This is a genomic window from Glaciimonas sp. GNP009, from assembly GCF_054343755.1.
Genome location: NZ_JBTGUV010000004.1, coordinates 258,309 through 271,013, shown reverse-complemented (window position 1 = coordinate 271,013; position 12,705 = coordinate 258,309). Strand labels below are relative to the sequence as shown.

Sequence of the window (12,705 nt, the reverse complement as noted above, 5' to 3'; positions counted from 1 at the left end):
TTATTGCCGCCTGGGATCACTGTCCAGACTGCGGGCAGTGGACATGACTAGCTCCCTATTTCAACCGTTATTTGCGCGTACTCCGGCACCGTTGTATTTGCCAGTATGTTCGCTTTCGAGGCCTTAGTAGCATGACCGATCTACAAACCAGTCTGTTCGTCATAGGCGGTGTCATTATTGTTGGCGTCGTCTCTTATAATAAATGGCAAGAATATAAGGCCAAGAAAAGTGTTGAACGGGCATTCTCCACGTCACATGACGACGTCTTGATGACACCGCCAGCGGCTCCGTCTGAGCGATCAGAGCGACATGAGCCCGTATTGTTTACTCCAGAAGCCACACCCGACGGATCGGTGCCATACGATATTCCACAAGATAATATTGAATTGACTGCAGAGCAATTGGCAATTGAACCGCAGGGCCAAATGACCGCGCCGTCTGCAGCGGAAGAAGTCGCAGGATTGGAGGCGGTGATGGTAAAGACCGTTGCTCCCCCGCAAATTGAATTACCTGTCGATGGCTTGATTGATTGCGTGATTCCACTTTCGTTGGAAGCCCCGGTGCGCGGCGATAAGATTTTGCCAGTCCTCCAAAATTTGCGCTATGTCGGCAACAAACCGGTTAATTATATAGGTGAAGATAGTCATGGCGAATGGGAGCCGATTGCACATGGCGGCATCTACAAATCGTTGATGGCTGGTGTACAGATGGCGAATCGTAGTAACCCATTGAACGAGATTGAATATTCTGAATTGGTAATAAGTTTACGTCAGATATGCGACGATCTTGGAGCTGAACCGGACATTCCTGATATGACCGAAGTGATGCAAGGCGCACGCGCATTACATCAATTCGTGATTGAACATGATGCTCAGTTGGGTGTGAATATTCAGTCCAAAGGGGCGCCTTGGGCAGTAACGACGCTGATGTCGGCTTTGACCCGACAAGGCTTTGATGCCCGCCCGGAAGGTCGTCTGATTATGTCGGATGGCGATGGCGGGGTGTTGTTCTCGCTGTCGATAAATGCCAGTGCAACCAGCGAAACAACGGCGCGTCTGACACTTTTACTCGACGTTCCACGCGTTTCTCAGTCACGCGATGGTTATGGTGCGATGGTCGCCTGCGCTCGCTCGCTCGCATCGCGTTTAAGCGGTGTGGTGGTGGATGACAGTAATCAGCCACTGGCAGACATGCAATTATCAGAAATCGCTGGTCAGGTGGATGCGTTCTATCTCGACATGGACGGTGCCGAAATTCCAGCAGGTTCCACGCGCGCTTTGCGTTTGTTTAGTTAATTTTTCTGCCGTAAGTTTTTGTCGTGACTTCAGCTATTCGATATCGAATTTGAAATATCTACTAGCTAGATTTAAATAGTTGCAGTTGCGCTTCAACATATGGATACATAATCGTACCGCCTTAGTATTACTCTGGGTGACCGACGGATGTAGCCGGGTGGTGCGGTTGGGTAGTATATATGTCCCGGCGCTTGAAACATGAGACTGACGCATCCGTCGGCATCTCTTCTTGCGCCATCTTTAGCTATTCGTACCTTGTACTCGGAAAATCAGATTAGAAATTTACTGTCGAATTTCACCCATCAATTCTGCCGAGGTGACCGCTGATATTCCTTCATCAAAGTAGCCGATAGTCACGCCTGCATTCCATTTTTCAATCACCGCTTTTAGTCCGTGATGATCGATGAAATGCTAGCCTTCGTCATGTTTTTTTGATGTGACGCCACAACTCCTCCGCCATCGCTCCTGCAATAAATATACACAACCTTCTTGCGCAGATGCGTCCAATCTCACCTATATTTTTGGTGTTTATTATTGTTCATATCCTGCTTTGCTGGTCACGCTCAGACTATGCAGATTTGTCATTCACGATTACTTTATTTCTTAATGTGTCGGTCTCTTTTGGCCTGGATTATATATATCCAACATGAGTTTAAAAAATCTGATCATTCGTTTGATAGATTTGATGATGTGAACACAAGTTAAGAAAAATCTTAAGATGCGTCCTATATCGGTTCACAACCTCGTATTTATAGTTGCATCGTAAGTGTACTTTTCCGACTTACGCTTACACATATCCGGTCCAAAAAAAGAGGCAAAAAAAATCGTGCCACGTCACATCCTTTTTTCATAAATCTTAACGTCTACAGAGGTGATGAAGCAGTATTTAGCGCTAATCATTAGAGGTCATTGTCTACAGATTACTTGCTTATTCGATCCCGATTTAGGGCAAAAAATATGCCTTAATAATTTTTCAAAACAAATTTTTTTAATCTTTAGTGATTCGCTAGAACTACGGACTTCAAAAGTGAAGGGTCAAATAATCGCAAAAAAGTATCGTGGCATGCACTTTTTTTGGTAGTCCCTCAAAGATTGAGCATCTAGACTAAGTCACATAAACCATAACGACGTGATCTGTTTCGACCGCGGGATTTGCACTTCCTTTTGCACATCCCGTATGTCGCACGACTATCAGCGCAGTGCAACCAGCGGGGACAAAATAATGACAGCTTTTCTTTTTGAATTATCCATAGTCCAATTATGGATAAAAATAAAACTCGTTAAAAAATCAAAAACGTGTGTTTGCCAGATGCCCTATGAATCAGGCGTCAGAGGTCTGATATGCTGATTAGCGTTGGGTGCTGATATGGCGCCAGATATTGAAGTTGTGCATCTTGGCGGTAATGAGTCGTTTCGTGCTTGGTCGCATGGTTATCCTTACAAGACTGTCCGCTGGCATCGCCATCCCGAGTACGAAATTCATCTCGTGACTGCCACAACGGGAAAATTTTTTGTCGGCGATTATATTGGCACCTTCGTTCCGGGAAACCTGGTAATGATAGGGCCTAATCTTGCACATAACTGGGTCAGTGAATTACCTGGCATCGAGACGGTGAAACAACGTTGTCTTGTGCTGCAATTTCCTAGTGCGTTGGCCTTGAATATAATCAAAATTTTTCCAGAACTGCGGTATCTCAGAAGATTATTAAAAGAATCGCATAGCGGCTTATTATTCGAGCCAGAAACTGGCTTGTTAGCGCAGCCATTGATGCAGGAATTAACTGAGGCACATGGTTTTCGACGGGTACAGCTATTTCTAACTTTAATAGAACTACTGTCGCGCGATGCCGGTCGCAAGCGGCTAGCGAGTTCAGAATACATATCCGAGCCGGACGTCTTTGCGACATCGAAGATAGATCTCGCCTTAAGGTATATCAGTAAAAATTTTTCAAATGAACTGCATGAGCCTGATCTCGCCGCCCTGACAGGCCAGAGCGTTAGCGCCTTCTCACGTGCTTTTCACAAACATACTGGAATGACTTTCGTTAGTTACATCAACCATCTACGCATCAAGAGTTCTTGTGAGTTACTGACGAATGGGCGACTGAGCATCACCGATATCTGCTTCAAAGTTGGATTCAATAATGTGTCGAATTTTAATCGACAGTTTTTGCTCCAAAAAGGGATGTCACCATCTAAATTTCGTGCATATGACGAGATAAAAATTTCAAATTACAACAAAGCTTGAAGAGGTGGGTGCGGGTGAATTAATTGAGTGACCGGGGGTAAATAACGTTCATCTTTCTTTCTTTTCTCTTCTTTTTTAGTAAGAGTTATGTGAGGTCAGAGATGCGTCCTGGGACGTTAGTGAAAGTGTTTTTCAACTTTTAGGAGGGTGCATTTTTATGAATTTTATCTTAAACATATGCGACAGGAAGGGCTGCAATTGCTCTACCAGTAAAGTCATGATTTCCTGGTTATCGGGAAGTTTTTTATAAACCAGAATTTCATGCCGTTTCATTGGCATCATTTAAATAAAAAAACAGAGGAGATCGTTATGATTTGCAAAAAAAATTTAGCGCTATGCATGACAGTAATACTTTGTGCAATAACCTTTTCACCATCAACTTCAGCTGCACCGTTAAAAATCGGGATGTCTTTTCAAGAATTAAATAATCCGTATTTCGTCACCATGAAGCAAGGATTGATGGATGCTGCGGCCAGCATTGGCGCCACGGTGATAGTGACCGATGCCCGACATGATGTCTCCAAGCAAATTAGTGATGTCGAGGATATGATTCAGAAGAAGGTCGATATCTTGTTGATTAACCCAACCGATTCGGTAGGTATTCAATCAGCCGTTAAGTCTGCACACGCCGCGGGGGTGGTGACGGTAGCGGTGGATGCGCATGCGGACGGTCCGGTGGATTCTTTTGTCGGGTCCAAAAATTTCGATGCCGGTCAGATGGCCTGCACTTATCTTGCCAAGAGTCTTAATGGCAGTGGAGATGTGGCGATTCTTGATGGGATTCCTGTGGTCCCGATTCTTGATCGGGTGCGAGGTTGTAAGGCGGCATTGTCAAAGTTTGCCGGAATTAAGATTGTTACCATCCAGAACGGTAAGCAGGAGCGGGATCAGGCGCTGACCGTCACTGAAAACATCCTGCAAGCAAATCACGCACTAAAAGGTATGTTTAGCGTTAATGACACTGGGTCGATGGGCGCGCTATCGGCCATTGAAGCTAGTGGCAAAGATGTCAAGCTGGTGAGCGTGGACGGTGCACCAGAAGCGATTGCGGCAATCCAAAAAAATAACTCCCGATTTATTGCAACCGCAGCGCAATATCCACGCGACCAGATACGGCTGGCCCTCGCGATTGCATTAGCAAAAAAATGGGGAGCAAACGTGCCGCCCACTGTGCCGGTTGACGTCAAGTTGGTGGATAAGGCCGCTGCTAACACATTCCGTTGGTAGTCGTCGCACTCTCACGACGTCATGGTGAGAGTGCGCTCTGATTTTTGATCGATTGTGCGAGGCGACAATGAACACGATTTTGAAATTGGAAAATGTTTCAAAAAGTTTTCCTGGTGTGAAGGCGTTGTCCGATATTAATTTGTCTGTTAATAAGGGAGAAATTCATGCCCTATTGGGCGAAAACGGCGCCGGCAAGTCAACTTTGATGAAAGTCCTCAGTGGGATTTATCGTCCTGATAATGGTCAAATTTTTGTGAATGGCAATCTACAAAATTTTTATAGTTATAACGATGCAATCCGTGCTGGCATCGCCATTATTTTTCAGGAATTCAGCTTGGTGCCGTATCTGAATGCCGTGGAGAATATTTTTTTGGGGCGCGAGCTGACGAACGGGTTTGGTTTGCTATCAAAGGCAAGCATGCGTCAAAAGGCGCAGCAGATATTTAATAAGCTGAAAATTAATATCAACCTTTCTGTCGATATTAGCAAACTCAGTATCGCCCAACAGCAGTTCGTCGAGATAGCTAAAGCATTGGCATTAAACGCCAAAATTCTTATTTTGGACGAACCCACAGCGACGCTCACACCCATGGAAGCAGAGCATCTTTTTAGCGTTATGCGTGATCTTAAAGAAGATGGCGTGGCGATGATTTTTATCTCGCATCACATGGACGAAATATTTGAAGTGTGTGATCGGATCACTGTTTTACGCGATGGAAAATACGTGGGGATGGTCGATACGTTAGCTTCCAATGTCGATAGTTTGGTGGAGATGATGGTAGGCCGGAAACTAGAAAGTAACTTCCCGCCCAAGCCAGTACATCGGTATTCTGAACGCGTGGTGCTGGAGGCAACGGACGTACGCATCGATAAGGATGGGCCGAGTAATAGCTTCACCCTTTACGAAGGTGAAATTCTCGGTTTTGCGGGTCTGGTCGGTTCGGGTCGCACCGAACTGGCGCGTGCGGTCATCGGTGCCGATCCCACCGCGCATAAGACGGTGTACGTGAATGGTGTGTTAGCTGCCTTGCGCGACCCTGCCGAGGCTCTGGAAAGTGGTATCGGTCTTTTGCCTGAGAGTAGAAAATCCGAAGGCCTGATTATCGATTTCAGTATTAAAGACAATATATCTATCAACAATTTAGGCAAATACGTGGGTCAGGGTTGTTTGATCGATAGGACTGCTGAGCGCTGCGCGAGCCAGTTAATGATCGACAAAGTCGGTGTTAAAACATCCAGTTTGAACGCTTTGGTATCAACCTTGAGCGGAGGTAACCAGCAGAAGGTGGTCATCGCTCGCTGGCTTAATCATCATTGCAAGATTCTTATTTTTGATGAGCCGACACGCGGCATTGACGTTGGGGCAAAGGCCGAAATTTATAGTCTGATGCGGGAGTTAACGCTACACGGCTATTCGATCATCATGATTTCTTCAGAGTTACCAGAAATAATCGGTATGTGTGATCGAGTGGCGGTATTCAAACAAGGATCAATCGTCAAAGTGCTAGCGGCGGATTCTATCAATTCGAGTGAGGTAATGCGCAATGCAACCACCGGTAAACATTAATGCACGTCATTTTTCAGAAAAACCTGCGTATTCATTTACAGGGCTACTGGAACAACTAAAAAAATCTCCTGCCTTTTTTCCGTTTGTAGGGCTGCTTCTCGTTTGTCTGGTTGTGACCGCCACGACTGACGACTTTCTGTCTGCTGCTAATCTTGTCAATATCGCGCGGCAAGTTTCTATTAACGCGATCATAGCGGTCGGCATGACGTGCGTGATTTTAAGCGGTGGTATCGATTTGTCTGTCGGGGCTGTTATGGCGCTTACCGGAACGATCACTGCTGGTCTTATGGTGGCAGGCATACCGGCAGTGTTTGCTATCCTCATCGGACTGGTGGCGGGGATTCTGTTTGGAATGGCAAATGGCTTTTTTGTCGCCTATGCCAAGATGCCGCCGATTATTGTTACTCTCGCCACGATGGGCATTGCCCGTGGACTGGCGTTGATTTATACCGGTGGCTATCCGATTGGCGGCTTACCTGACTGGTTTGAATTTTTCGGTCGGGGCAGTGTCGCCGGCATCCAGACGCCCATTTTGATCATGTTAATGGTGTTCGTTATTGCCTATATCGTACTTGACCACACGCCGATTGGTCGCTACATCTACGCGATCGGTGGCAATGAGGAGGCCACGCGGTTAAGTGGTGTGCGTGTTCCTCGTTACAAACTTATGGTCTACGCGATTAGTGGCTTTACTGCGGCAATTGCCGGATTGGTGCTGACATCGCGACTAATGAGCGGTCAGCCTAACGCGGGCGTCTCGTTCGAACTTGATGCGATTGCGGCAGTCGTAATGGGAGGAACCGCAATCAATGGCGGCCGCGGATCCATTCTCGGCACGTTGGTTGGCGCATTGATGCTCGGCGTACTCAACAATGGCCTGAATATGATGGGAGTATCTCCTTACCTCCAGAATATTATAAAGGGCGTCATTATTCTGCTCGCTATTTACATTAGTCGCAGCGCAAGCAAATAAGCCTGATTGTCCTCTGTGGGCAATCATACAGTTAACTATTTTATGGAATTAATCATGGGGGAAACTAAAATTCAAGCTGAATCAGAAAAAGTGACATTCTTTAAAAATACTATGCAAGCAGTGGTCTGCCACGGGCCGAAGGATTACCGACTGCAAAAAATCAGGCGACCGATTGCCGGCTACAAAGAGCTGGTGATCAAGATTGCAGCCTGTGGTATTTGCGCCAGTGACTGCAAGTGCCACTCTGGCGCAGCCATGTTCTGGGGTGGTGAGGGACAGCCATCGTGGGTTAAGCCCCCCGTCGTTCCTGGCCATGAGTTTTTCGGTTACGTAGTTGCAGCGGGGGAGGGCGGGGAGGAACATTTTGGTGTTAGGATCGGCGACCGTATTATTGCCGAACAGATTGTGCCTTGCGAGAAATGCCGATACTGTAAATCAGGAAAATATTGGATGTGCGAAGTGCACAATATTTTCGGCTTCCAGCGTGATGTCGCAGACGGTGGAATGGCAGATTACATGCGTATTCCACCGACTGCGATCGTGCATCAGATTCCAGACAGTCTGTCGTTGGAAGATGCGGCTTTGATTGAGCCGATGGCATGCGCTATTCATACTATCAATCGTGCAGACATTCAGTTTGATGATGTAGTCGTCATTGCTGGCGCCGGTCCACTCGGTTTGATGATGGTACAGGTTGCACGTTTAAAAACGCCTAAAAAATTGGTGGTCATTGATTTAGTTCCCGAACGCTTGAATGCGGCGCTGCAAATGGGCGCGGATATGGTTATTAACCCGTCTGACGATGATGCAAAGGTGATTATTGATTCGCTTACCGATAGCTATGGTTGTGACGTGTATATTGAAACGACAGGCGTGCCGGCCGGTGTCACTCAGGGTCTTGAGCTAATTCGAAAATTGGGCCGTTTTGTAGAATTTAGTGTGTTCGGGAAGGAAACGAGCGCTGACTGGTCAATTATCGGCGACCGTAAAGAGCTTGATATCCGTGGCGCGCATCTGGGACCGTATTGTTATCCGGTTGCCATTGATTTGTTTGACCGAGGTTTGGTCACTTCCGAAGGTATAGTTACACACACTTTTTCACTGGATGAGTGGGAAAAAGCATTCGCTCTTGCTAATTCGCTTGATTCGATCAAAGTGCTGCTCAAACCAACGTCTACCTAAGGCATCGCATGGATTACCGCATGGATTACGTTATTGGCGTCGATATAGGTACTCAAAGTACCAAGGCATTGCTGGTTGATAGCGCTGGTCGGATTATTGCTCAGCACGCCACGGGCTATCAACTGGATACGCCAAAACCGCTTTGGGCCGAGCAATGGCCTTCGGTCTGGTGCGAGGCGGTCATGGAGTGCATCAAGCAGGTAGTAGAAAAAAGTGGGTTACCCGCTGAACAGATCAAAGCGGTCTGCGTCAGTAGTTTATACGGCGGTGCGGGCATCCCGGTTGATGCGTGGATGAAACCACTGCATCCGTGTCTTATCTGGATGGATCGACGCGCCAATGAAGAAGTTAAGTGGATTAAGGAAACAATCGATCAGGAGCGACTATTCGATATCACTGGCAATTCGGTTGATAGTTACTATGGCTTTACCAAGATGCTGTGGATAAAGAATAATCGCCCGGATGTGTGGCAACGGACGCATTTGTTTCTTCCGCCAAATAGCTATGTTAACTACTTGCTATGTGGAGAAGTGGCGATTGATCATAGTTCGGCTGGGAACATTGGCGGTATCTATGATGTGCGAGCACGCGCCTGGTCGAAAGAACTGCTGGCTGAATTCGGTATTCCTCTTGCAATGATGCCGCCGCGTCTGGTCGATTCCAGCGATGTGGTGGGTGGATTGCGGTCTGAACTGGCTGCGTGTCTTGGGCTTGCCGCCGGCACACCAGTTGTGGCGGGCGGTGTTGACGCAGCTGTTGCGACCTTTGCAGCGGGCGTGACTCGGGCAGGAAATCATGTGGCCATGATCGGCACCAGTATGTGTTGGGGCTATATTAATCAGCAAGTCGATGCGCGTCACGGCCTGATTAGCATGCCGCACGTCCACAACAGCTAAAAAGATCTTTATATCTTTGGTGGTGCAATTACGGCTGGCGCTTCCGTAAGTTGGTTTCGGGATACATTTTGTCAGACGGAGATTGAGGCGGCAAAGTATGTGGAGGCTGGCGATGTCCATCAAATTCTGGAAGAAAAGACGAAACAGATTCCTGCGGGATCGGACGGAATCCTATTTTTGCCTTACTTGATGGGAGAGCGCAGCCCAATCTGGGATGCAAAGGCCAGTGGTGCTTTCGTCGGTCTAAGCCTGTTTCATACACGAGCACATCTTTATCGGGCCGTATTGGAGGGCGTCAGTTTCGCCCTCAAACATAATATTGAGGCAGGTGCAAAAGGAGCACAGTCTCTCGATGCCAAACTGATTGTGGTCGGCGGCGCTGCGCATTCCGATTTATGGATGCAAATCATTGCCGACGTTACTGGTTATCCCGTCTACACCATTGAACAGAATGTAGAAGCTGCTTTGGGAGCGGCGCTGCTTGCGGCTGTTGGTGTTGGATTGGTGGATAACCAAACGGCGGAAAAAGGTTGGGTGACGCTGGTTTCCCGAACTATACCTAATCCAACGGATAGTCAGATTTATCGCAAGGCATATGCGCTTTATGTTGACCTTTATCCCGCATTGAAACCGATAATGCACAGACTTCAGAGCGATTATGCGGGCGGGTTTGACGGGGACACGTGCGTATAAGGTGAAACTAAAATACTTGAATCTGCGGTAAGCAAAGAAATCAGCAGATTCTCATGTGCGCCCAAAAAAATCGTGGGACCGTTAGTTGCACCAGTAGTGCATAAAAAGCCCAATCCCAGCTGCACTTGAATGCAATAATCAAAAACTACAAAAAATAATAATAAGAAATCCTACTCTTCATCTTTCCGTTATTAGCGCCTCTGCACTATCAAGGTCATGTTGCGTAAGATCGACACCAACGTCATAGTTGGCCACGTCCCTAGTTATCTCGTATTGCAAAAGCTTTTTGTTGCGCTCGCCTGTATACTTAAAGGTATTAGAAATAGAGCAACGGCCATAACAAAGTATGCAATATTTAATACAGGATTTCTGGCGCTCGGGACGGACACAATGACAAAATTAGCACAAAATCGTACGTTAAGTCGTACTTCAAACTTTGATACACCGGTGCAGCAGTTGGAAGCACAGGAAGCTGCGTCTGAGCTTACCGAGCTCGCGGATCTGCTTGCTCATCACGATAATCTCTATCATGCAGAAGATGCGCCGGAAGTAAGTGACGCTGAATATGACGCGTTGCGGCAGCGTAATAACGCCATTGAAGCCCGCTTTCCCGAGTTGATACGCTCTGATAGTCCGTCGCAAAAAGTAGGGGCTGAGCCAGCTAAAGGATTTAAGAAAGTCATCCATCGTGTACCGATGTTGTCGTTGGATAATGCCTTTGTCGAAGACGATATACAAGGCTGGCTCGACGGAGTTCGAAATTTTCTCCGCGAACTCAAAGACTCAGACGTCATCGTTGAGATCGATTGTGAGCCAAAGATTGATGGTTTGTCTTGTTCATTACGTTACGAGAACGGAATACTGGTTTCTGGGGCCACGCGGGGAAGTGGTGGCGTGGGCGAAGATATTACCGCCAACGTCAAGACCATTAGCGATATACCAAAGAAGTTACATGGTGATGGTTGGCCTGCAATTTTGGAGGTCCGCGGCGAAGTCTACATGACCGATGATGGTTTCCTAAAACTTAACGCTGAACAAGAAGTGGTCGGTGGAAAAATCTTTGCGAATCCACGCAATGCCGCCGCCGGGAGTATGCGTCAGCTAGACGCAAGCATCGCCGCCAAGCGACCGCTGCGTTTCTACGCCTACACTTGGGGTGAAATTTCAGAAGCTTTCGCTGGCACGCAATGGGAAGCGCGCGCCAAGTTTAAAACCTGGGGCTTTGCGCTGAACGAACCAAGCCGTCTGGTGGAGGTGACTGAAACCTCACTGAGTGCGCTTGTCACTTACTATGAAGATATTGAACGCAAGCGCTCATCGCTTGGATTTTCAATTGACGGGATTGTTCTCAAGGTTAATCGCCTTGATTGGCAAAACAGGCTTGGTTTCGTCAGCAGATCGCCACGATGGGCAACTGCTTGGAAATTTGCTCCGGAACGTGCGCAAACGGTAATCAATGCAATTGAGTGCCAGGTTGGGCGCTCAGGAAAAATCACACCAGTTGCCCATTTGGCACCCATTAGTGTTGGTGGCGTCCTCGTGCAGAGAGCAACCTTGCATAACGCAGATGAGATTCAACGTAAAGATGTACGTGTCGGTGATACGGTGATTATTCAACGCGCGGGTGATGTAATTCCCCAGATCATTGGCGTGGTGCAAGACGCACGTCCTGAAAGCAGCATTCCCTATATTTTTCCGACGCATTGCCCTGTGTGCGATAGCCTGGTGGTGAGAGAGGACGGTGATGCAGGGAGTTTTTGCACTGGTGGATTAGTGTGTGCCGCGCAAGTAATTGAGCGTTTGAAGCACTTCGCATCTCGGGATGCATTTGATATCGAGGGCTTGGGCGAGAAGAATATTGCACTTTTTTATGAACGAGGGCTGATTAAAACGCCAGTTGATATCTTCACTTTGGAAGATCGGGATGGCAAGAGCGACAAAGATGGCCGCTCGCTACCGCCGCTACGTTTGTGGGAAGGTTGGGGTGATACATCTGCGGCGAAATTGTTTGCTGCAATCCAGCGCGCTAAAGTCATTTCTCTGGATCGATTTATATACGGCTTGGGAATACATCAGGTGGGACAGGCCACCGCTCGCCTGCTTGCTAAACATTATTTGTCACTGGATGAGTGGCGCAAATCTATGGATGCTGCGCAAAATCCCGATTCGGAAGCCTACGCCAACTTACTCTCAATCAATGGGTTGGGAGAAAGTATGGTGAATGACATCCTTGGTTTTATTGCTGAACCGCATAACAGTGAGGTGCTTGACGCGCTGACCGGCAATCAAGCATCCGCAGAGCCACTTGTTACTGTTATAGATTTCGAGCGCCCTTCCGCGCTTTCTGCCGTTTCTGGAAAAACAGTTGTTTTTACAGGAAATCTGGACACGATGAGTCGTAACGAAGCGAAAGCCCAAGCAGAAGCATTGGGCGCCAATGTCGCAGGATCGGTATCTAAAAAAACCGACTTTGTAATTGTCGGTGCAAGCGCGGGTTCAAAAGAAAAGAAAGCGCGTGAACTTAATCTGACGATACTGACCGAGGTGCAATGGCTGGAACTAATTAACATTCAAACTCCTCTTTTTTAATGTTATACAGACAATAATTGACGCATAATCAAGGC

Annotated in this window: 7 protein-coding genes and 1 pseudogene; all 8 read left to right on the top strand. The window is 47.4% G+C overall.

The window, feature by feature from the left end; genetic code table 11:
• Positions 1 to 131 precede the first annotated feature (131 nt).
• Entirely contained in the window at positions 132 to 1,295 is a 1,164-nt protein-coding gene (locus ACXX82_RS02265) for a cell division protein ZipA C-terminal FtsZ-binding domain-containing protein (protein ID WP_322239639.1), read from the top strand.
• A gap of 1,366 nt (positions 1,296 to 2,661) precedes the next feature.
• A complete protein-coding gene (locus ACXX82_RS02260; RefSeq protein ID WP_458562310.1) occupies positions 2,662 to 3,543 on the top strand; it encodes an AraC family transcriptional regulator in 882 nt (293 codons plus the stop codon).
• 339 nt (positions 3,544 to 3,882) lie between these two features.
• On the top strand, positions 3,883 to 4,770 hold the full coding sequence (locus tag ACXX82_RS02255) for an ABC transporter substrate-binding protein (RefSeq protein WP_322239634.1): 888 nt from the start codon (positions 3,883 to 3,885) through the stop codon (positions 4,768 to 4,770).
• Positions 4,771 to 4,837: 67 nt separating this feature from the next.
• Positions 4,838 to 6,337, top strand: a complete 1,500-nt coding sequence (locus tag ACXX82_RS02250) for a sugar ABC transporter ATP-binding protein (protein WP_458562309.1) — start codon at positions 4,838 to 4,840, stop codon at positions 6,335 to 6,337.
• Positions 6,315 to 7,310, top strand: coding sequence for an ABC transporter permease (locus ACXX82_RS02245; RefSeq protein ID WP_322239630.1), 996 nt, complete (start codon positions 6,315 to 6,317; stop codon positions 7,308 to 7,310). The genes ACXX82_RS02250 and ACXX82_RS02245 overlap by 23 nt, the downstream gene beginning before the upstream one ends.
• A 54-nt stretch (positions 7,311 to 7,364) precedes the next feature.
• Complete coding sequence (locus ACXX82_RS02240) at positions 7,365 to 8,492, top strand: alcohol dehydrogenase catalytic domain-containing protein (protein WP_322239628.1); 1,128 nt, start codon at positions 7,365 to 7,367, stop codon at positions 8,490 to 8,492.
• A 20-nt stretch (positions 8,493 to 8,512) separates the two neighbouring features.
• Positions 8,513 to 10,081 (top strand): annotated as a pseudogene (locus ACXX82_RS02235) (FGGY-family carbohydrate kinase).
• Positions 10,082 to 10,471: 390 nt separating this feature from the next.
• The gene (gene ligA / locus ACXX82_RS02230; RefSeq protein ID WP_322239624.1) at positions 10,472 to 12,670 is read left to right on the top strand and encodes an NAD-dependent DNA ligase LigA; all 2,199 of its coding nucleotides are present in this window, start codon (positions 10,472 to 10,474) and stop codon (positions 12,668 to 12,670) included.
• Positions 12,671 to 12,705: the final 35 nt, after the last annotated feature.

What these genes read in the sequence shown, in the direction of transcription:
- ACXX82_RS02250 (WP_458562309.1), top strand. Translation starts at nt 4,838, where the DNA reads ATGAACACGATTTTGAAATTGGAAAATGTTTCAAAAAGTTTTCCTGGT.
- ACXX82_RS02255 (WP_322239634.1), top strand. Translation starts at nt 3,883, where the DNA reads ATGACAGTAATACTTTGTGCAATAACCTTTTCACCATCAACTTCAGCT.
- ligA (WP_322239624.1), top strand. Translation starts at nt 10,472, where the DNA reads ATGACAAAATTAGCACAAAATCGTACGTTAAGTCGTACTTCAAACTTT.
- ACXX82_RS02265 (WP_322239639.1), top strand. Translation starts at nt 132, where the DNA reads ATGACCGATCTACAAACCAGTCTGTTCGTCATAGGCGGTGTCATTATT.
- ACXX82_RS02240 (WP_322239628.1), top strand. Translation starts at nt 7,365, where the DNA reads ATGGGGGAAACTAAAATTCAAGCTGAATCAGAAAAAGTGACATTCTTT.
- ACXX82_RS02260 (WP_458562310.1), top strand. Translation starts at nt 2,662, where the DNA reads ATGGCGCCAGATATTGAAGTTGTGCATCTTGGCGGTAATGAGTCGTTT.
- ACXX82_RS02245 (WP_322239630.1), top strand. Translation starts at nt 6,315, where the DNA reads ATGCAACCACCGGTAAACATTAATGCACGTCATTTTTCAGAAAAACCT.